Consider the following 21,457-nt stretch of genomic DNA (forward strand, 5'->3'; position numbering starts at 1 on the left):
CATTATTCCGGGCGGTTCATCTTGGCTTTCATTGCCGCCAGTTGCTCACTGATGGCATCGTCCGCCTGCAGTTCGGCAAACTCCTGATGCAGGCTTTTCTTTTTACCAATGCTGACGCTTTCCGCTTCGGCTTCCATGTGATCGATACGGCGCTCAAACTGTTCAAAACGCGCCATCGCCTCATCCAGTTTACCGCTGTCCAGTTGGCGACGCACATCCCGTGAAGAAGAAGCCGCCTGATGACGCAGCGTTAATGCCTGCTGACGTGCACGAGTTTCGGTCAGCTTGTTTTCCAGCTCGCCAATTTCACTCTTCATGCGGGCCAGCGTCTCTTCTACGGTAGCCACTTCCTGACTCAGCGTGGCGATCAGATCGGCCACTTTCTGTTTTTCGATCAACGCCGCACGGGCAAGATCTTCTTTATCTTTACGCAGCGCCAGTTCGGCTTTGTCCTGCCAGTCATTGATCTGGTTTTCACCCTGCTCAATGCGGCGCAGCAACTGCTTTTTCTCTGCCAGGGCACGCGCTGAGGTGGAGCGCACTTCAACCAGCGTGTCTTCCATTTCCTGGATCATCAAACGCACCAGCTTTTGCGGGTCTTCTGCTTTATCAAGCAGAGTATTGATGTTGGCGTTCACGATGTCGGCAAAACGAGAAAAGATACCCATAATTTACTTCCTCTTGGTTCTGAAGGCGTCTGAAGCGCCGAGTTAAGTTATACAACTTGCCCAAAGAGTTAATCAAGATGCGTGCCAACTTTTATTTCATTGAAATACAATGACTATTTATTTTTGACTCTCGCCACACTTGCTGTAGAGTGAGTATTTTCACCAAACATTGGCGAATTTCATCATGAGCGAACCGTTAGAGAATCTATTGGGTGAGGCCAACGCCTTTGTGGAGGTGCTGGAGCAAGTTTCACAGCTGGCCAAACTCAACAAACCGGTGTTGGTGATTGGCGAGCGCGGGACAGGTAAAGAGCTGATTGCCCACCGGTTGCACTACCTTTCCAACCGTTGGCAAGGGCCATTTATCTCCCTCAACTGCGCGGCGCTGAATGAAAACCTGCTGGACTCGGAGCTGTTTGGCCATGAGGCTGGCGCGTTTACCGGCGCACAAAAACGCCATCTTGGCCGCTTTGAACGCGCCGATGGTGGCACCCTGTTTCTGGATGAATTGGCAACCGCGCCAATGCTGGTACAGGAAAAGCTGCTGCGGGTGATTGAATACGGCCATCTTGAGCGCGTGGGCGGTAGCCAACCGCTGCAGGTGGATGTCCGGCTAGTGTGCGCTACCAATGACGATCTGCCCGCGCTGGCCGCCGCAGGTAAATTCCGTGCCGATCTGCTGGACCGCCTGGCGTTCGACGTGGTGCAACTGCCGCCGCTGCACCAACGCCAGCAAGACATCATGCTATTGGCCGAGCATTTTGCCATTCAGATGTGCCGTGAGCTCTCGCTAGCGCTGTTCCCTGGCTTTAGTGAACATGCGCGGGCTACGCTGCTCGGCTACTCCTGGCCGGGTAACGTGCGTGAGCTGAAAAACGTGGTCGAACGTTCCGTTTACCGCCACGGCTCAAGCCAGGATGAGCTGGATGAGATCATTATTAACCCCTTTGCCAAACGCTCAGAGCCGCTTGATGATGAGGCTATCGTACCGGCCAGTGACTTACCCACATTACCACTGGATTTTAAAAGCTGGCAGCACCAACAGGAGAAAGCCCTGCTGGAGATGGCATTAAAACAAGGCCGCTTTAATCAGCGTAAAGCCGCCGATTTACTGGGATTAACCTATCACCAACTGCGCGGCATGTTGAAAAAGCATGCGTTGCTGCAAGGTAGCGACCCAGAGGGAAGTTAAACCGACTGGGCGATCAATTCGCGTAACCACTGATGGGCGGGATCGCGATGCGAACGCTCATCCCACAGCATGGCCAGCTCATAGCCAGGTATCTCCACTGGCGGCTCGGCGATCTGTACTTCAGGACTGTCGCGTACCAGGCGTTCGGGCAACATCGCCACCAGATCCGTCTTACCAAGCACCGATTTCACAAACAGAAAATGCGGGACGAAATAGAGGCAAAAAAAAAGCCAGCACCCGAGCTGGCTAAGTAATACTGGAAGCAATGTGAGCAATGTCGTGCCTTCCACAAAGGGCCACAAGGCGTGGCCTTCCGTGAACTGCCAATCGATGATAATAGTTCTCAGTATCATCTGTAAAGCACTTTGTTGAGAATTTTTCTCATTACCACACTAAGCTTGGGTAATTATCCACCAGCACTGATTTCATGCCGAGGCCGACTCACCAGAAAACAGCGGCAAGCTTAACCAAACCGCCTAAATTTCAGCCATTTTGCTCAAGAAATTGGGCTGTTGGTCAGAGTGCGATACACTAACGTTATTGCTTAATAACCCATGAAGCGTCTATGCGTGGTTTACCTCTTTGGATAATGTCGCTCGGCTGCCTGGCAACGTCTGCCCTGGCCGCGACACCGGCTGTGCCCAGCGCAGCACCACCGCCAGCAGACATCCGCCAGAGCGGCTTTGTCTATTGCGTCAGCGGCATTCTGAACACCTTTAATCCGCAGATGGCCAGCAGCGGTCTGACGGTCGATACCTTGGCCGCCCAGCTTTACGATCGGCTGCTGGATGTCGATCCTTACACTTATCGCCTGATCCCGGAACTGGCGGAAAGCTGGGAAGTGCTGGACAACGGGGCCACCTACCGCTTCCACCTGCGCCGGGATGTACCTTTCCAGACTACCGCTTGGTTCCAACCTACCCGCAAAATGAACGCCGACGATGTGGTGTTCAGTTTTCAACGGGTGTTTGACCAGAAGCATCCGTTCCACAACGTCAACGGCGGTGAATACCCGTATTTCGACAGTTTGCAATTTGCCGACTCCGTACAAAGCGTGAAAAAACTGGATCAATACACCGTCGAGTTCCGTTTGCAGACACCGGATGCCTCCTTCCTGTGGCATCTGGCCACCCATTATGCGCCGGTACTATCGGCAGAATATGCCGACAACCTGACGCTGGACGGCCTGCAGGAAATGATCGATCGTGAACCGGTCGGCACCGGCCCATTCTTGTTAAACGAATATCGCTCTGGGCAATATATCCGCCTGGCACGTAATGACGTTTACTGGAAAGGGAAACCGCGTATGCCGCAGGTGGTGATCGACATGGGTGCCGGAGGTACGGGCCGTTTGTCCAAATTGCTGACCGGCGAGTGCGATGTCCTGGCTTATCCCGCCGCCAGCCAGCTTTCGATCCTGCGCGACGATCCGCGTTTGCGCCTGACGCTACGCCCAGGGATGAATATCGCCTATCTGGCCTTCAATACCCGCAAACCACCGCTGGATAATCTGAAAGTGCGCCAAGCCATTGCGTTAGCCATCAACAACCAGCGCCTGATGCAATCAATCTATTACGGCACCGCAGAAACTGCCGCCTCGATCCTGCCGCGCGCCTCCTGGGCCTATGATAATGATGCCCACGTTACCGAATACGACCCCGCCAAGGCGCGAGAAATGCTGCGCGAAGCCGGTGTGGGGCCACTGGATCTGAAGCTATGGGTGCCTACCGCATCGCAATCCTATAACCCTAGCCCGTTGAAAACGGCGGAGCTGTTACAGGCTGATTTGGCCCAGGTCGGCATTAATCTCACCATCGTACCGGTAGAAGGCCGCTTCCAGGAAGCCCGGCTGATGGAGATGAACCACGATCTGACGCTCACCGGTTGGTCAACCGACAGTAACGATCCGGATAGCTTCTTCCGCCCGCTGCTAAGCTGTGCGGCAATCCGTTCGCAAACCAACTATGCTCACTGGTGTGATCCTGCTTTTGATGAAAAGTTGCAGGACGCCCTGTTATCGCAGCAGCTGTCGCAGCGTATCGATGATTATCAGCAGGCGCAGAAAATCCTCGAACAGCAACTGCCGGTATTGCCGCTGGCCTCCTCTTTGCGCTTGCAGGCCTACCGTTATGATATTAAAGGACTGGTGTTGAGCCCGTTCGGCAACTCATCATTTGCCGGGGTGTACCGTGAACCGGCGGAGGCCGCGAAAAAGTGATTATCTTTACCTTACGCCGCATCCTGTTGCTGCTGATCACACTGTTCTTGCTGACGCTGGTCAGCTTCAGTCTGAGCTACTTTACCCCGCGCGCGCCGCTAAACGGTGCCGCCCTGCTGGATGCCTACCAGTTCTATTTCGTCAGCCTGCTGCACTGGGACTTCGGCGTCTCCAGCATCAATGGCCAGGCGATCAGCGAACAGTTGCGCGAAGTGTTCCCGGCCACCATGGAACTGTGCATTTTAGCCTTCACGATGGCGCTGTTTATCGGCATTCCGCTGGGTATTATTGCCGGTGTGATGCGCGGCAAATGGCAGGATACCGCCATCAGTACCTTTGCCCTGCTGGGTTTTTCCATTCCGGTGTTCTGGCTGGCGCTGCTGCTGATGCTCTATTTTTCACTGCATCTTGGCTGGCTGCCGGTGTCGGGACGTTTCGATCTGCTGTATCAGGTCAAACAGGTCACCGGTCTGGCGTTGGTTGATGCCTGGCTGTCTGACTCGCCTTATCGCAATGAGATGATTGCCAGTGCGTTGCGCCATATGGTGCTGCCGATTACCGCGCTGGCGGTGGCCCCGATCACCGAGGTGATCCGCTTGATGCGCATCAGCACCGACGATGTTCTCAGCCAGAACTACATCAAGGCCGCCGCAACCCGTGGCCTGTCGCGCTTTACCATTATCCGCCGTCACGTGTTGCACAACGCGTTACCGCCGATCATCCCAAAGCTCGGCCTACAGTTTTCTACCATGCTCACGCTGGCCATGATCACCGAAGTGGTGTTCAGTTGGCCAGGGCTGGGGCGCTGGCTGATCAATGCCATCCGCCAACAGGACTACGCGGCCATCTCCGCAGGCGTGATGGTGATCGGCACGCTGGTGATCACCATTAACGTGCTGGCCGATATTCTGGGCGCGGCGACCAACCCGCTGAAACATAAGGAATGGTATGCCCTTCGATAACGTATACCGCGAAAAGAAAATGCCTAGCCCGTTGCTTTATACCTGGCGGATTTTCTACGGCGACACTTTGGCGATGATTGGTTTTTATGGGGTGTTCGGCCTGCTACTGCTTTCCCTGTTCGGCAGCCTGCTGGCACCTTACGCCCTCGATCAGCAATTCCTGGGATATCAGTTGTTACCACCTTCCTGGTCACGCTACGGCAACGTGTCATTCTTCCTGGGCACCGACGATCTGGGTCGCGATATCCTCAGCCGTTTGCTGACCGGCACCGCCGCCACCTATGGTTCGGCACTGATTGTTACCATCGCGGCCGCCGTCTGCGGCGTGATCCTGGGCGTGTTTGCCGGGGTCACCCGCGGCCTGCTGTCTGCGATGCTCAACCATATTCTCGATACCCTACTCTCCATCCCTTCACTGCTGCTGGCGATTATCGTGGTGGCCTTCCTCGGGCCGAAGCTGGAACACGCCATGCTGGCCGTTTGGCTGGCACTGTTGCCACGGATGGTGCGTACCATCTACAGCGCGGTGCACGATGAGTTGGAAAAGGAGTACGTGGTCGCCGCGCGTCTGGATGGGGCTTCGACGATGCAGATCCTGTGGTACGCCGTGGTGCCGAACATTGCCGCCGTACTGATCACCGAGTTTACCCGCGCGCTGTCGATGGCCATTCTCGACATCGCGGCGTTGGGCTTCCTCGATCTGGGGGCGCAATTACCCTCCCCGGAATGGGGAGCAATGTTAGGTGATTCGCTGGAGCTGGTGTATGTCGCGCCCTGGACCGTGATGCTGCCCGGTGCCGCTATTCTGATCAGCGTGTTGCTGGTTAACCTGTTAGGCGACGGAATACGCCGCGCGATCAATGCGGGAGTGGAATAATGCCGTTACTCGATATCCGCAATCTGACGATTGAATTTATGACCGCCGAAGGGCCGGTGAAGGCCGTCGATCGCGTCAGTATGACGCTGACAGAAGGTGAAGTGCGTGGTCTGGTAGGCGAGTCCGGCTCAGGAAAAAGCCTGATCGCCAAAGCCATATGCGGCGTGACCAAAGATAACTGGCGCGTCACCGCCGACCGATTCCGCTTTGATGACATCGACCTGTTGCAGCTCAGCCCGCGTGAACGGCGCAAACTGGTGGGCCATAACGTTTCAATGATCTTCCAGGAGCCGCAATCCTGTCTTGACCCTTCAGAAAGTATTGGCCGCCAGCTGGCCCAGGCCATTCCCGGCTGGACTTACAAGGGGCGTTGGTGGCAGCGCTTTAACTGGCGCAAACGGCGGGCGATTGAGCTGTTGCACCGCGTCGGTATCAAGGATCACCTCGATATTATGGGCAGCTTCCCCTATGAGCTGACCGAAGGCGAATGCCAGAAAGTGATGATCGCCATTGCGTTGGCCAATCAGCCAAGATTGCTGATCGCCGATGAGCCAACCAACGCCATGGAGCCCACCACGCAGGCGCAGATTTTCCGCCTGCTGGCGCGTCTGAACCAAAACAATAACACCACCATCCTGTTGATCAGCCACGATTTGCAGATGATGAGCAAATGGGCCGACCGGGTTAACGTGCTGTACTGCGGCCAGACGGTGGAGAGTGCACAATGTGAGGATCTACTTGCCGCCCCTCATCACCCTTATACCCAGGCACTGATCCGCGCCATGCCGGACTTTGGCCGTTCGCTGCCGCATAAGAGCCGCCTGAATACCCTGCCGGGCGCGATCCCCTCATTGGAGCATCTGCCAATCGGCTGCCGCCTGGGGCCACGCTGCCCGTATGCGCAAAAACAGTGTATTGAAACCCCACGCCTGCGTCCGGTGAAGAATCACCTGTTCGCCTGCCACTTCCCGCTGAACATGGAGGAGCAATAACATGGAAACGCTATTGGAAGTGCGCAACCTGACCAAAACCTATCGCTATCGCACCGGGCTGTTCCGCCGCCAGCATGTGGAAGCGGTCAAATCGGTCAGTTTTACCCTGCGTGAAGGCCAAACGCTGGCAATCATCGGTGAGAACGGCTCGGGCAAATCGACTCTAGCGAAGATGCTTTCCGGTATGGTGGAACCCTCCTCCGGTGAGCTGTTGATCGACGACCACCCGCTGACCTATGGCGATTACCGCTACCGTAGTCAGCGTATCCGCATGATTTTCCAGGATCCGAGCACTTCGCTCAATCCACGTCAACGCATTGGCCAACTGCTTGATGCACCGCTACGTTTGAATACCGATCTGGAAGCCGCAGAGCGCGAGATGCGCATCAACCAGACCCTGCGTCAGGTGGGGATGCTGCCGGACCACGCTAATTATTACCCGCATATGCTGGCCTCCGGGCAGAAACAGCGCGTGGCGCTGGCACGGGCATTGATCCTGCAACCCAAGGTGATTGTTGCCGATGAAGCGCTGGCCTCGTTGGATATGTCGATGCGTTCGCAGATCATCAACCTGATGCTGGAGCTACAGGAAAAACACGGGATTGCCTACATTTATGTGACGCAGCATCTGGGCATGATGAAGCATATCAGCGACCAGGTGATGGTGATGCATGAAGGAGAAATCGTGGAACGCGGCAGTACCGCCGAAGTGCTGGCCGCACCGCTGCACGACCTCACCAAGCGGTTGATCGCCAGCCATTTTGGCGAAGCGCTCACAGCCGATGCCTGGCGACGGGACAGCGGCCGGTTTTAGGGTTCTCCCCCTCTCCACAAGGTTGCTGTCTCTTATACACATTTCCCCGACGCGAAAGTCGGGGGATTTTTGAACCTTTACCCCATCTGCTGAGCTCTCTTTCCGGTAATTAAGACATAAGTCACTTGCTTTTAAGTCGCAAATGGCTTCCCTTCCCCCACTAATCGCAAATGCATATCATATTTTTGCAATATGCAATTATATTTTATTCCATTCAGTTATTAATTAGCACGTAACATTATTTTATCTCGCCAATCTAATCAGTGAGGATATCCCCTACGTTGAGCCATGCAAACAACAGGATATCGCGCTGATGAACCACTCCCACCACCAACGCTTCTCGCAACTGATGCTTATCCTTGCCGCTGGCTTCTCTCTTTATGGCCAGGGTCTATGCAGCCATGACTGACGCCTGCCCCGTGGTTTTTTACCCTGCTGCCGTTGCCGATTGCGGCGGTGGCTTGTGGTATTGATGAAGGATTTAATCCGATGGAATATCGCCTAACCCCTTTCCAGTGGTACCACGAAACCCAGCGCAGCTCTGGCGACAGTTCTCCACTCGAACCAGAGGCTGCAAGCCTACGGGAGCGATTTTTGTTAGGTCTGGGCACGTTTACCGACGAGGGATTGAATGCCGCCCTCAGCCATCGCATTGACGTTTTTACTGCGTCCTCAGCCTGCTATCCGGTGCTATTCCCCGATCGGGTCAGCGTTTCGCGTGAGGTGACATTGTCACATTACGACCGTCTGTCGACGGCCTTGACGGTGGCGCAGGTTACCGGCGTGCAATCGCTTTGTAGCCACTATGCCGCTCGCCTCGCCCCTTTGGACAGCCCGGATGCCTCTCGGGAAAGCAATGTCCGCCTGGCACAGATCACCCAATACGCCCGCCAACTCGCCAGCCAACCCACCCTGATTTGCCCCAAGGCGTTACAACAGCTCGCTGAAGTTGGCCTGAGTACGCAAGATATTGTGACCTTTTCGCAAGTCATCGGTTTCGTTAGCTATCAGGCACGAGTGGTCGCCGGTATTGCCGCTCTGGCAGGCAGACCCGCTGTGGTGCTGCCAGGCTTTCCCCAATTCGAAGATGCTGAACTGGCAGGATTTTCCTGTACGGAACGGTTATGGCAAGCTCGCCTGCCGGAGATCATGGTCGAGCAGGCCCAAGCTCGCCAGCTCGACATTCTTGACCAAAGCCACCCGGATGCCCGCAACGAGTCTTATTATCTGCTGTTGGCCCACGACGCGCCCGCCTTGCATGTGTTCAACTGCATTAACCACCAAGTTGACGGGTTATCTCCACGTCTGAGGGCTTTAGTTGCTTTGGTAACTTCACGCATTAATGGCAGCCATTACTGTGTCGCCACCGCAGCCAATAACCTGGCCGATCCAGGATTGGCACAGGCATTAGCGGCTGGGATTGATCGCGCGCTTGAGGTAGCTGACGATCCGGTAAGTGCGGCCATAATTGGCGTGACGGCAGAACTGACGCGAACACCGGAGAAATTCACTGCTCAAAGCGTGCTGCCGCTATTGAACAGCGGGCTGGATCGGTCGCAAGCATTAGACGTGATTTTAACCTGCGCTCTGTACGCCTGGGAAAACCGGCTGCGTTACAGTCTTGGTGATGCGGTGGAAGCCGATCTAGCGCAATAACCATGCCTGAGCCGCATCAAAAAAGTGCTGTGCCAACGGCGTGGCTCTTGATTGTTCGGCAATCACCAAGGCGGCATGACGTGACATCGGCGCAATAGCAACGCTGCGCCGCTGCAATTGCGGCATCATTTCCATCTGCAAGTTACCGCCGGGGAATAATCCGCATCCCAAGCCGACAAAAATCCCCTGTAGCAGTTGGAAGATAGAGGTAGTTTCCATCCGGGTATGCAGCGTTAAGCCCACCTCACGAAACTGTTGATCCAGGTAACGGCGGAAGTAACGCGTCGGCTCCGCCAGGCATAATGGCAGCTCCGCCACGGTTGCCAGCGTCAGTGGACTTTCCCCCACCAGCTCGGGGAAATGCTGCGGATGAAACACCAGGTCTATACCGCTATCGGACAATGACTGCGACTGGAAATGCAGCTCTTTGAGCGTGGGTAACTCAAAGAAACCGATGCCGATATCCACCGTGTGTGCGGTCAGCGCTTCCAACAGTTGATCGGCGCTCAATACCGCTACGCGATAGTCCAACTGCGGATAACGCTCGCTGACCGCCTTCAACATCTGCGCTAACGAAATGCTGCACTGCGGCACGGTGCCGATGCGCAACGTCCCATTCAGCCCATGCTTGAGCGACTCTACTTCCAGCTTCAGCCCCTGGTAAACTGAAACAATTTCCCGTGCCCAGGCAAGCACCCGCTCACCTTCGGCAGTAAAGCCCTCAAAGTTGTTGCCACGGTTGATCAACGAGACGCCCAGCTCTTTTTCCAGGTTTTTCAGCCGCATGGATAAGGTCGGCTGGCTGACAAAGCTGGCTTCAGCAGCGCGGCCAAAGTGGCGTTCCCGCTCAAGATTACACAGGTAGATAAGTTGCTTAATATCCATGTATTGGCTCGAAAAATGGTTTCTGTGTGAAGTATATCATTTGCTACAGCCTTGCTGGCAGCGGCGATAAGTGTCGTCTATCCCATCATTGCTCTATTCGATTAGACGCCAAGCCCTCACGCCCCTAGACTTGCCACATAAACACTCAAAATGCTTAAAAAAGCATTTACCTTTTAGCTACATCAATCACCTGCGAAGAAAATCATGAAATTTAAACCGTCAATCAAGCCTTATCGCGGCGCGGCGGGCGGCTGGGGCTCATTGGAAGCCACCACCCGCTATGTGTTCGACAGCAAACAGGCGCTGAAAAATCTGCGCAACCTGATGCGCGTTAACAAGGCGCGTGGTTTCGACTGCCCCGGCTGTGCCTGGGGCGATGACAACCACAGCACCTTCAGCTTTTGCGAGAACGGTGCCAAGGCGGTCAGTTGGGAGGCTACCCGCAATGCGGTTGAACCGGCATTTTTTGCGGCCCACAGCGTCAGCACCCTGCGCGAACAAAGCGACTACTTTCTGGAGTATCAAGGCCGGTTGACGCACCCAATGCGCTACGACGCCAAGACCGACCGCTATCAGCCCATCACCTGGCCGGATGCCCTAAAACTTATCGCCAGCCATATCCAGGCGATGGATAACCCCAACCAGATAGAGCTATACACCTCTGGCCGAGCCAGCAACGAAGCCTCTTACCTTTATCAGCTGTTTGGCCGGATGCTGGGCACCAGCAACTTCCCGGACTGTTCCAATATGTGCCACGAAGCCAGCGGTGTCGGCCTCAAGCAGAGCATTGGCGTCGGTAAAGGCACCATCCGTATGGATGACTTCGAGCAGGCCGACGCGATTTTTGTGTTTGGCCAGAACCCCGGCACCAACCATCCACGCATGCTGCACAGCCTGAAACACGCGGCCAGACGTGGTGCACGCATCGTCAGTTTCAATACCCTACGCGAACGCGGGTTGGAAAGGTTTGCCGATCCGCAAAACCCGATCCAAATGCTGACGCCCAAATCCTCCCCTATCAGTTCGGCCTATTTCCAGCCCAACCTGGGTGGCGATATGGCGGCAGTGCGCGGAATGGTGAAGGCACTGCTGGAAACCCACCGCCAGCGTTTAGCCGCCAACGAGCCAGGGCTGTTTGACCAGCCGTTTATCGATCGGCACTGCGTGGGCATCGAGGATTATCTGGCACAGGTGGATGCCACCTCATGGCAACAGATCACCACACAATCCGGGTTGAGTGAAACCCAGCTGCGCCATGCAGCTGCGATTTACCAAGGCGCAGAGCGTGTTATCTGCACCTGGGCGATGGGCGTCACGCAGCATAAGCACTCCGTACCGACGGTGCGCGAGATCACCAACCTGCAGTTGCTGTTCGGCCAGTTGGGCAAGCCAGGTGCGGGCCTATGCCCGGTACGCGGCCACAGCAACGTGCAAGGCAACCGCACCATGGGCATTGATGAGAAAGCGCCCAAGGCACTACTGGATAGCCTGGAGCAGCACTTTGGCTTTAGCCCGCGCCGCGAGATGGGCCACAATACGGTAGAAGCCATTGAAGCGATGCTGCGTGGTGAAGTCAAAGTGCTGATTGCGCTCGGGGGTAATCTGGCAGCAGCAGCACCGGATACCGAGCGTACCGCCCAAGCCCTGCGCCGTTGTGATTTAACGGTGCATATCAGCACCAAGCTGAACCGCAGCCATCTGATCACCGGTAAAGACGCGTTGATCCTGCCAACGCTGGGCCGTACCGAGTTGGATATGCAGGCCAGCGGCCCGCAATACATCACGGTGGAAGACTCCTTCAGCATGGTGCACGCCTCCGAAGGTATCGGCAAACCGCTGGCAGACACCCAACGTTCTGAAACCGCAATTGTCTGCGGCATTGCCGACGCGGTACTGGGCAACCAAAAGTTGGACTGGCTGGAGCTGGCCGACGATTACTCACTGATCCGCCAGCATATTCAGGCCACCATTCCCGGCTTTGACGATTTTAACCAACGTTGCGAGCTACCTGGGGGGTTCTATCTTGGCAACGCCGCTGCCGAATTGCGCTTTGCAACTCAGAGCGGCAAAGCCGAGTTCAGTTCCGCTCCGCTACCCGATACGTTGTTCCCGCAAATCGGGGCAGAAAAAGCGCCGTTCGTGCTGCAAACCCTGCGTTCACACGATCAGTACAACACCACCATTTATGGGCTGGACGACCGCTATCGCGGCGTTTACGGCCAGCGCGAGGTGCTGTTTATTCATCCGGAAGATTTGGCCGATCTTGGCCTGCAGGACGGCGAGCGGGTGGAGATTGAAACCTTGTGGAATGATGGCGTGAGCAGAAAAGTCAGCGGTTTCAAGCTGGTCAGCTATGATATCCCGCGCGGTAATCTGGCGGCCTACTATCCTGAAACCAACCCGCTGGTGCCGCTGGCCAGTTTTGGTGATGGTACCGGCACGCCGACTTCCAAGTCGGTTCCCGTAACCATCCGCCGCTGCGCTCAACCGCCTGCGTTGCGCATCGTTTAGTTTAAATGGGCGTAACATGTGACTCAGCATGCCGCGCCCCTACAGCAGTATTGCGTCAATTATCGCGAGCCATCGTCGGAAAAGCGTGACGTTTGGCTTGCCCGCAAGGAGTGATTCGCGTAAAACTGTCAGCCGCAAATCTTGCCACTCACAACCCATTCACTGGACGATATGTTTCAAGATAACCCGCTGCTGGCGCAGCTTAAACAGCAACTTCACTCTCAAACCCCGCGTGTTGAAGGCGTAGTAAAAGGGACTGAGAAAGGTTTTGGCTTTTTAGAAGTCGACGGTCAGAAGAGTTACTTCATTCCACCGCCGTACATGAAAAAAGTCATGCATGGGGATCGTATCGTCGCCACCCTGCATACCGAAAAAGAGCGCGAAATCGCTGAGCCGGAAACCCTGGTTGAACCTTTCCTGTCGCGCTTTGTTGGTCGGGTGCAGAAAAAAGACGATCGCCTGTCGATCATCCCCGATCATCCGTTGCTGAAAGACGCGATCCCATGCCGTCCGGCACGTGACGTCACCCATAACTTCCAGGCTGGTGACTGGGCAGTCGCAGAAATGCGCCGTCATCCGCTGAAAGGCGATCGCGCTTTCAATGCCGATCTGACTCAGTTCATCACCGACGGTGAAGATCATTTCGCGCCGTGGTGGGTTACGCTGGCTCGTCATAATCTTGAAAAAGAAGCGCCAGACATGGTCGCTATCTCCGAGCAGCAAACAGGTCTGGTACGTGAAGATCTGACCGCGCTGGACTTCGTCACCATCGACAGCGCCAGCACCGAAGATATGGACGATGCGCTGCACGTGCAAGACAACGGTGACGGTTCGCTGCAGTTGACCATCGCCATTGCCGATCCTACCGCTTATGTCGAGCAAGGCAGCAATCTGGATGATATCGCCCGCAAGCGCGCGTTCACCAACTACCTGCCGGGCTTCAATATTCCAATGTTGCCGCGCGATCTGTCCGACAACCTGTGCTCGCTGCGCCCGAATGAGCGCCGCTCGGTGCTGGCTTGCCGCGTGACAATCGCTGCAGACGGCGCGCTGGGCAACGATATCCATTTCTTCGCCGCCGAAATCGAGTCCAAAGCCAAACTGGTTTATGACGAGGTATCTGACTGGCTGGACGGCGTCGCTGGCTGGCAGCCACCGAGCGAGAGCATCGCACAGCAGATCACCTTGCTTAAACAGGTTTGCGATACACGCAGCGCCTGGCGCCATCAACATGCGCTGGTGTTCAAGGATCGCCCGGACTACCGCTTTGTCCTCGGCGAGAAAGGCGAAGTGCTGGACATCATTACCGAACAGCGCCGCACCGCCAACCGTATCGTTGAAGAGTGTATGATCGCTGCCAATGTCTGTGCTGCCCTGGTGCTGCGCGATCGTCTGGGCTTTGGCATCTATAACGTGCATAACGGCTTTGATCCGGCCCTGGTTGAGCAAGCGGTCACCGTATTGCAGGCCAACGGCGTTGAAGCCGATGCCGAAAAGCTGCTGACCCTGGAAGGATTCTGCGAACTGCGCCGTCACCTCGACTCGCAGCCAACCCAGTTCCTGGACAGCCGCATCCGCCGTTTCCAGACCTTTGCCGAGATCAGCACCACGCCTGGCCCGCACTTCGGTCTGGGGTTGGAAGCGTACGCCACCTGGACCTCACCGATCCGTAAATATGGTGATATGGTCAACCATCGTCTGCTGAAAGCCATTATCAGCGAACAGGCAGCGGAAAAACCGCAGGACGACGTCACTGTGCAACTGGCCGAGCGTCGCCGTCTGAACCGTATGGCGGAGCGTGACGTCGGTGACTGGTTGTATGCCCGTTTCCTCAAGGATAAGGCCGGAACCGATGAGCGGTTCAACGCCGAGATCATCGACGTGACCCGTGGCGGCCTGCGCGTACGCCTGCTGGACAACGGCGCAGTGGCCTTTATCCCTGCCCCGTTCATCCACGCGGTTCGCGACGAGATGGTGTGTAGCCAAGAGACCGGCACCGTGCAGGTGAAGGGCGAAGTGGTTTATCGCCAGAGCGATAGCCTACAGGTGACCATTGCCGAAGTGCGTATGGAAACCCGCAGCGTAATTGCCAGACCCGTAGCCTAACGTTATCCGCGTTCGATCAAGGCGATACTTCGGTATCGCCTTTTTTATGCCCGCAACGACCTATTCCTCCCCCGCATGACAGGACTCTTTCACCAAACTCCAACTGAGTTCACATTTCTGATTCGACCAGCCGCCGCCCACGTTTAAACCTCCTACGTTTAATGAGTCGTTAACTTTTTGACGTACTCGCAAACTATAAAAATTACCTTTCTACCTCTGCACAACAAGGAGTTGTGGAACATGAAAAACGTCAAGTCAGCCTTAATCTGGCTCGCGGTGGCGCTGGTCGGTGCCTTCGCTTTTGGCATGCTGGCGCTAAGCCGCGGGGAGCACGTCAACGCTGTCTGGCTGGTAGTAGCTTCCGTTGCCTGCTACAGCATTGCCTATCGCTTCTACAGCCGCTTCATAGCCAAGAACGTCTTTGAACTCGATGACCGTCGGTTAACGCCAGCGGAACGCCATAACGATGGCCTGGACTATGTACCCACCAACAAATGGGTGCTGTTTGGTCACCACTTTGCCGCCATTGCCGGTGCTGGCCCGCTGGTAGGGCCGATCCTGGCAGCGCAGATGGGTTTCCTGCCCGGCACCATCTGGATATTGGTGGGGGTGATGCTGGCCGGTGCGGTGCAAGATTTCCTGATCCTGTTTATCTCCACCCGTCGCGACGGACGTTCACTCGGTGAAATGGCCAAACAGGAATTAGGTGCCTTTGCCGGTGTGGTAACCATGCTGGGCGCACTTGGGGTGATGATCATCATTCTTTCGGCGCTAGCATTGGTGGTCGTAAAAGCGCTGGCAGACAGCCCTTGGGGTTTGTTCACCATTGCTGCCACCATTCCGATTGCGTTGTTTATGGGCGTCTATATGCGCTTCATCCGCCCGGGCAAGATTGCCGAGGTTTCGCTGATCGGCTTTGTGCTGATGATGATGGCGATCATCTACGGTGGCAATATCGCAATGCACCCATACTGGGGGCCGTTCTTTACCCTGCACGGCACCACCCTGACCTGGGTGCTAGTGATTTATGGTTTTGTCGCCTCAGTGCTGCCAGTGTGGTTGCTGCTGGCTCCGCGTGACTATCTTTCTACCTTCCTGAAAATCGGCGTGATCGTTGGGCTGGCGGTGGGCATTGTGTTCGCGATGCCGGAAATGAAAATGCCGGCGGTGTCACGCTTTATTGATGGCAGCGGCCCGGTGTTTGCCGGTTCACTGTTCCCGTTCCTGTTTATCACCATTGCCTGTGGCGCAATTTCCGGGTTCCACGCCCTGGTCTCCAGTGGCACCACGCCGAAGCTGGTTGAGCGTGAGAGCCATATCCGCTTTATCGGCTACAGCGGTATGCTGATGGAGTCCTTCGTGGCCATCATGGCGCTGATTTGCGCTTCGGTGATCGACCCAGGCGTCTACTTTGCCATGAACTCACCGGCGGCGCTGATCGGCACCACGGTGGAGAGCGCATCGCAGATGATTAACAGCTGGGGCTTTATGGTCACCCCGGAAACGCTGACGCAGATTGCCCATGATGTGGGCGAGAAGTCGGTGCTGTCCAGGGCGGGTGGCGCGCCAACCTTTGCCGTTGGCATGGCTCATATCATCAGCGAGGTGTTTAACAGCCGGGCGATGATGGCCTTCTGGTATCACTTTGCCATCCTGTTTGAGGCCCTGTTTATTCTCACTGCGGTGGATGCGGGCACCCGTGCCTGTCGCTTTATGGTGCAGGATCTGGTTGGCGTGGCCATTCCGCGGCTGGCGAATAACCGCTCCTGGTTCGGCAACCTGGCTGGCACCACCGTGGCCGTGGCCGGCTGGGGCTTCTTCGTTTATCAGGGTGTCGTTGACCCGTTAGGCGGGATCAATACGCTGTGGCCGCTGTTCGGCATTGGTAATCAGATGCTGGCCTCAATGGCGCTGATCCTGGGCACCGTGGTGCTGTTCAAGATGAAGAAACAGCGTTACGCCTGGGTGACCATTCTGCCGACCGTGTGGTTGTTTATCACCTCGATGACGGCGGGCTGGCAGAAGATTTTCCATGAAAAACCAAGCATCGGCTTCCTGGCGCAGGCGAAGAAATTCTCTGCCGGGATTGAATCTGGCACAGTGATCGCTCCGGCTAAATCCATTGAAGATATGCAGACCATTGTGTTTGCCAATCAGATTAACGCCGGGCTGTGCGCTTTCTTTATGCTGGTTGCGGTGACGATGCTGGTTTCGTCCTTCTTTGTGGTGCGCCGTGCGTTGAGTTCCAAAACGCCTACGGTGCGTGAAAGCGCGACTGTACTGCGTGAGGAAACCGGGCGTGTCTAACTGAACGGGCGCAGCATTGAACTGAACCCCAAATGTCTACAAGGGCGGCTGGTGCCGCCCTTATTAACGCAATTTAGCTCATCAGCGTAGTGCCGAAAGCCCCCTGCCAATCCTGTTCAAACTTCTCTACCGCCGCCTGAACTGCCGGGGTGGAAATAAACTGTTCTGCCACATCCACCGGTAAGGTGATCGACTGACAGCCTGCCAACAGACACTCCAACGCCTGACGTGGCGTTTTGAAGCTGGCCGCCAGCACCTTGGCGTGAGGAGCATGCAGCGACAATAACTGTTGCAGCTCGTGCACCATCTCAACGCCGTCACCGCCCTGTGCGTCCAAGCGATTAACGTAAGGTGCTACATACTCGGCTCCGGCCAACGCCGCCAGCAGCCCCTGGCCAGCGCCGTAAACGGCGGTCCCCAAAGTGGGGATCGACATGGATTTCAGCTTTTTGATCGCCGCCAGCCCTTCTGCGGTGGTGGGGATCTTCACTACCAGGCCCGGCACGCGCTGGTTAAGCAGGACGGCTTCGGCAACCATACGTTCCGCGTCGTTAGCCATCACCTGGGCAAACAGCTTGCCGGTACCGCCCAACGCATCACGCAAGGCCGGGAGCACTTCCCAGATCGGCTTGCCTTCTTTGGCAACAATGCTTGGATTGGTGGTCACGCCGTGCAGCGGCAAAACGCGCGCCAGACGTTTCACTGCGCTAACGTCGGCAGTATCGAGATACAGTTCCATAACCTTCTCCTGATTCTTTTGTGGGCAGATTCAAACTCTGAACATAATAAGCGAAAAAAGCCCCCATCATTTGATTAAAATCAAATCAACTTTCATTCGAAAGTCATTTAATTTACGTAAGAAGATTTTTGACTTCACAGGTGACGAATGCTTTTCAATCTACAGCGCTACTCAACACATGATGGCCCAGGCATCCGCAGCGTGGTGTTCCTTAAAGGCTGCTCACTTGGCTGCCGCTGGTGCCAAAATCCGGAAAGCCGTTCGCGCCAGCAGGAACTGCTGTTTGATGAACGCCTGTGTCTGACGGCCTGTACCTTGTGCAGTGAGAGTTGCCCGCACGCTATCACTCGCGTTGACGACAACACTCTGAGCCTGCAACGTTCGTTACTTACCGCCGCCGATTATGACGCATTAAACGGCTGTTGCCCAACCGGCGCGCTGAGCGTATGTGGCACCGCGCTCGACATTGATGCGGTGATGGCCGAAGTGATGCGCGATAAGCCTTACTATCTGCGTACCGGCGGTGGCCTGACGCTCTCCGGCGGCGAGCCGTTCATGCAGCCAGAGGTCGCCGCAGAGTTGCTCAAACGCGGGCGTGAGGCCGGTATCCATACCGCCGTAGAGTCTTGCCTGCATACGCCTTGGTCCTATATTGAACCTTCTCTGCCTTGGCTCGACCTGATGCTGGCTGATCTGAAGCACGTTGACGAAGTTCGTTTCAAGCAATGGACCGAAGGCTCCGCCAAACGGGTGATGGATAACTTCCGTCGCTTGGCCGCCGCAGGTACCCAAGTCACCGTGCGGGTGCCATTAATTCCCGAATTTAACGCCGATCGTGACTCAATCCGTGCCATTACCGACTTTGCTGCCGATGAGATCGGCGTCAAAGAGATCCATTTTTTACCGTACCACACGCTGGGGATGAATAAATACCATCTGCTCGGCGCGCCTTATTATGCTTCCCGTACCCCACTAGACGACCCCGAACTGCTGGCCTATGCCGAAGATTACGCCAGCGCCAAAGGTCTGACCGCCATTTTGCGAGGATAACACGATGACAACGCTGGATCTGACTACCCTGACCGAACGTACGCTGGCGCACAAAAACGCGCTGATCCATATCGTCAAGCCACCGGTCTGTACCGAACGTGCACAACACTACACCGAAACTTACCAACAGCATCAGGATAAACCGCTGCCGGTAAGACGTGCCATGGCGTTGGCTAACCATCTGGCCAAACGGAGTATCTGGATCAAGAATGATGAGTTGATCATCGGTAATCAGGCCAGCCAGCTACGCGCCGCACCAATCTTCCCGGAATACACCGTCAGTTGGATCGAAAGCGAAATTGACGAGTTGGCCGATCGTCCCGGCGCTGGCTTCTCCGTCAGCGAACAGGATAAATCTGTGTTGCACACCCTGTGCCCTTGGTGGCGCGGTCAAACCGTGCAGGATCGCTGCTACGGCATGTTCACCGACGAGCAGAAAGCCCTGCTGGCTACCGGTATCATCAAGGCCGAAGGCAACATGACGTCTGGCGATGCGCACCTGGCGGTCAACTTCCCGCTGTTGCTGGAAAAAGGTCTGGATGGCCTGCGTGAGAAAGTGTCTGAGCGCCGTGAGCGCCTGCACCTGACCGACTGGGACGACCTGCATAAGGAACAGTTCCTGAAGGCCATCGACATCTCGCTGGACGCTTTGAGCGAGCATATCCTGCGCTTTGCCCAGTTGGCCCGTGAAATGGCCCAGGCAGAGCAACGCATCTGGCGGCGTGAAGAGCTGTTGACCATGGCAGCCAACTGCGAACTGATCGCTCATCAACCGCCTCAGACCTTCTGGCAAGCGCTGCAACTGTGCTACTTCATTCAGTTGTTCCTGCAGATCGAGTCCAACGGCCACTCCGTATCCTTTGGCCGCCTCGACCAATATCTGTATCCATGGTATCGCCGTGACGTGGAGCTGGAGCAAACCCTGCCGCGTGAAAAAGCCATCGAGATGCTGCACAGCTGCTGGTTGAAACTGCTGGAAGTAAACAAGATCCGCTCTGGCTCACACTCCAAAGCCTCCGCCGGTAGTCCGCTGTACCAGAATGTCACCATTGGCGGCCAAAAGTTGGTCAATGGCCAGCCCTGTGACGCGGTCAACCCGCTCTCTTACACCATTCTGGAATCCTGTGGCCGTCTGCGTTCTACGCAACCCAACCTCAGCGTGCGCTATCACGCCGGGATCAGTAATGATTTCCTCGACGCCTGCGTGCAGGTGATCCGCTGCGGCTTCGGCATGCCGGCGTTTAACAACGATGAGATCGTGATCCCCGAGTTTATCAAACTGGGTGTCGAACCACAGGATGCCTATGATTACGCCGCTATCGGCTGTATCGAAACCGCGGTTGGCGGCAAGTGGGGCTACCGCTGTACCGGGATGAGCTTTATCAACTTTGCCCGCGTGATGTTGGCAGCGCTGGAGCAAGGGCGCGACGCCACCTCGGGCAAGATTTTCCTGCCGCAGGAGTTGGCGCTATCTCAGGGCAACTTTAGCCAGTTTGACCAGGTGCTGGATGCTTGGGATACGCAAATCCGCTATTACACCCGTAAATCGATAGAGATTGAGTGCGTAGTCGATACCGTGCTGGAAGAGAATGCCCACGACATTGTGTGCTCGGCCCTGGTGGATGATTGCATCGAGCGCGGCAAGAGTATCAAACAAGGCGGAGCGAAATATGACTGGGTATCTGGCCTGCAAGTCGGCATCGCCAACTTGGGTAACAGCCTGGAAGCGGTACGCAAGCTGGTATTCGATCAGGGGGTCATTGGTCAGCAACAGTTGGCACAAGCCCTGGCAAACGACTTTGCTGGGCTGGACGGCGAACAACTGCGCCAACGCCTGATCAACGCTGCGCCAAAATACGGCAACGATGTTGATGATGTCGATCAGCTGCTGGTACGCGCCTATCAGACCTATATCGACGAACTGAAACAGTATCACAACACCCGCTTTGGCCGTGGCCCGGTCGGTGGTACCTACTATGCAGGCACCTCCTCCATCTCGGCCAACGTACCCTTTGGTGCTGCAACCATGGCCACGCCGGATGGCCGTAAAGCGCATACGCCATTGGCAGAAGGCGCCAGCCCGGCCTCCGGCACCGACCATCTTGGCCCGACGGCGGTGTTCAACTCACTGAGTAAACTGCCCACCAAGTCGATTCTGGGCGGCGTGTTGCTGAACCAGAAGCTGAACCCATCCACGCTGGAGAACCCACGTGACCGCGAAAAACTGATGCTGATGCTCCGCACCTTCTTCGAAACCTACCATGGTTGGCACGTGCAGTATAATATTGTGTCGCGGGAAACGCTGTTGGCCGCGAAGCAACATCCTGACCAATATCGCGATTTAGTGGTACGCGTGGCTGGATATTCTGCCTTCTTTACCGCATTATCCCCAGATGCGCAGGATGATATTATCGCGCGTACCGAACATACTCTTTAATCAGTGAATCGTTGCGGTCACCCTTTGGGGGCCGCCTATCAGG

The 21,457-nt window shown here is 55.9% G+C and carries 15 protein-coding genes and 1 pseudogene; 12 read left to right on the plus strand and 4 right to left on the minus strand.

Annotation, left to right across the window (positions count from 1 at the left end):
• Positions 1-2: 2 nt before the first annotated feature.
• The gene (pspA, locus tag KAJ71_RS16730; protein ID WP_248946767.1) at positions 3-668 is read right to left on the minus strand and encodes a phage shock protein PspA; all 666 of its coding nucleotides are present in this window, start codon (positions 666-668) and stop codon (positions 3-5) included.
• A gap of 184 nt (positions 669-852) precedes the next feature.
• Here pspA and pspF point away from each other — a divergent pair, with 184 nt between their 5' ends.
• The gene (gene pspF, locus KAJ71_RS16735) at positions 853-1,860 is read left to right on the plus strand and encodes a phage shock protein operon transcriptional activator (RefSeq protein WP_248946768.1); all 1,008 of its coding nucleotides are present in this window, start codon (positions 853-855) and stop codon (positions 1,858-1,860) included.
• Here pspF and KAJ71_RS16740 read toward each other — a convergent pair.
• A pseudogene (locus KAJ71_RS16740) lies at positions 1,857-2,069 on the minus strand (LysR substrate-binding domain-containing protein); the annotation flags it as partial. The gene pspF and the pseudogene KAJ71_RS16740 overlap by 4 nt on opposite strands.
• A gap of 356 nt (positions 2,070-2,425) precedes the next feature.
• On the opposite strand from KAJ71_RS16740, the gene sapA reads away from it, so the two are divergent.
• The 6 genes from sapA to KAJ71_RS16770 all read left to right on the plus strand — a co-directional run bounded on the left by sapA (position 2,426) and on the right by KAJ71_RS16770 (position 9,379).
• A complete protein-coding gene (sapA, locus tag KAJ71_RS16745) occupies positions 2,426-4,078 on the plus strand; it encodes an ABC transporter substrate-binding protein SapA (RefSeq protein ID WP_248946769.1) in 1,653 nt (550 codons plus the stop codon).
• The gene (gene sapB, locus KAJ71_RS16750) at positions 4,075-5,040 is read left to right on the plus strand and encodes a putrescine export ABC transporter permease SapB (protein WP_248946770.1); all 966 of its coding nucleotides are present in this window, start codon (positions 4,075-4,077) and stop codon (positions 5,038-5,040) included. The genes sapA and sapB overlap by 4 nt, the downstream gene beginning before the upstream one ends.
• Positions 5,027-5,917 (plus strand): putrescine export ABC transporter permease SapC, encoded by an 891-nt coding sequence (sapC, locus tag KAJ71_RS16755; protein WP_248946771.1) that lies wholly within the window; start codon positions 5,027-5,029, stop codon positions 5,915-5,917. Before sapB ends, sapC begins: the two co-directional genes overlap by 14 nt.
• The gene (gene sapD / locus KAJ71_RS16760) at positions 5,917-6,909 is read left to right on the plus strand and encodes a putrescine export ABC transporter ATP-binding protein SapD (RefSeq protein WP_021806551.1); all 993 of its coding nucleotides are present in this window, start codon (positions 5,917-5,919) and stop codon (positions 6,907-6,909) included. Before sapC ends, sapD begins: the two co-directional genes overlap by 1 nt.
• 1 nt (position 6,910) lies before the next feature.
• Positions 6,911-7,723 (plus strand): putrescine export ABC transporter ATP-binding protein SapF, encoded by an 813-nt coding sequence (sapF, locus tag KAJ71_RS16765; RefSeq protein ID WP_248946772.1) that lies wholly within the window; start codon positions 6,911-6,913, stop codon positions 7,721-7,723.
• A gap of 489 nt (positions 7,724-8,212) precedes the next feature.
• A complete protein-coding gene (locus KAJ71_RS16770; protein ID WP_248946773.1) occupies positions 8,213-9,379 on the plus strand; it encodes a CMD domain-containing protein in 1,167 nt (388 codons plus the stop codon).
• Here KAJ71_RS16770 and KAJ71_RS16775 read toward each other — a convergent pair.
• On the minus strand, positions 9,368-10,264 hold the full coding sequence (locus tag KAJ71_RS16775) for a LysR family transcriptional regulator (RefSeq protein WP_248946774.1): 897 nt from the start codon (positions 10,262-10,264) through the stop codon (positions 9,368-9,370). The genes KAJ71_RS16770 and KAJ71_RS16775 overlap by 12 nt on opposite strands.
• A gap of 204 nt (positions 10,265-10,468) precedes the next feature.
• On the opposite strand from KAJ71_RS16775, the gene KAJ71_RS16780 reads away from it, so the two are divergent.
• The 3 genes from KAJ71_RS16780 to KAJ71_RS16790 all read left to right on the plus strand — a co-directional run bounded on the left by KAJ71_RS16780 (position 10,469) and on the right by KAJ71_RS16790 (position 17,188).
• Entirely contained in the window at positions 10,469-12,775 is a 2,307-nt protein-coding gene (locus tag KAJ71_RS16780) for an FdhF/YdeP family oxidoreductase (RefSeq protein WP_248946775.1), read from the plus strand.
• Between the two features lie 171 nt (positions 12,776-12,946).
• On the plus strand, positions 12,947-14,881 hold the full coding sequence (locus KAJ71_RS16785) for an exoribonuclease II (RefSeq protein WP_248946776.1): 1,935 nt from the start codon (positions 12,947-12,949) through the stop codon (positions 14,879-14,881).
• Between the two features lie 240 nt (positions 14,882-15,121).
• Complete coding sequence (locus tag KAJ71_RS16790) at positions 15,122-17,188, plus strand: carbon starvation CstA family protein (protein WP_248946777.1); 2,067 nt, start codon at positions 15,122-15,124, stop codon at positions 17,186-17,188.
• 73 nt (positions 17,189-17,261) lie between these two features.
• On the opposite strand, the gene fsa is transcribed toward KAJ71_RS16790, so the two are convergent.
• A complete protein-coding gene (gene fsa / locus KAJ71_RS16795; protein WP_248946778.1) occupies positions 17,262-17,927 on the minus strand; it encodes a fructose-6-phosphate aldolase in 666 nt (221 codons plus the stop codon).
• A gap of 147 nt (positions 17,928-18,074) precedes the next feature.
• Between fsa and KAJ71_RS16800 the strand changes: the two genes are divergently transcribed.
• Both KAJ71_RS16800 and KAJ71_RS16805 read left to right on the plus strand, forming a co-directional pair.
• The gene (locus KAJ71_RS16800; protein WP_248946779.1) at positions 18,075-18,977 is read left to right on the plus strand and encodes a glycyl-radical enzyme activating protein; all 903 of its coding nucleotides are present in this window, start codon (positions 18,075-18,077) and stop codon (positions 18,975-18,977) included.
• A 4-nt stretch (positions 18,978-18,981) separates the two neighbouring features.
• Positions 18,982-21,414, plus strand: coding sequence for a formate C-acetyltransferase/glycerol dehydratase family glycyl radical enzyme (locus tag KAJ71_RS16805; RefSeq protein ID WP_248946780.1), 2,433 nt, complete (start codon positions 18,982-18,984; stop codon positions 21,412-21,414).
• Positions 21,415-21,457: the final 43 nt, after the last annotated feature.

It is taken from the genome of Serratia silvae (assembly GCF_023282985.1).
GTDB lineage: Bacteria > Pseudomonadota > Gammaproteobacteria > Enterobacterales > Enterobacteriaceae > Chania > Chania silvae.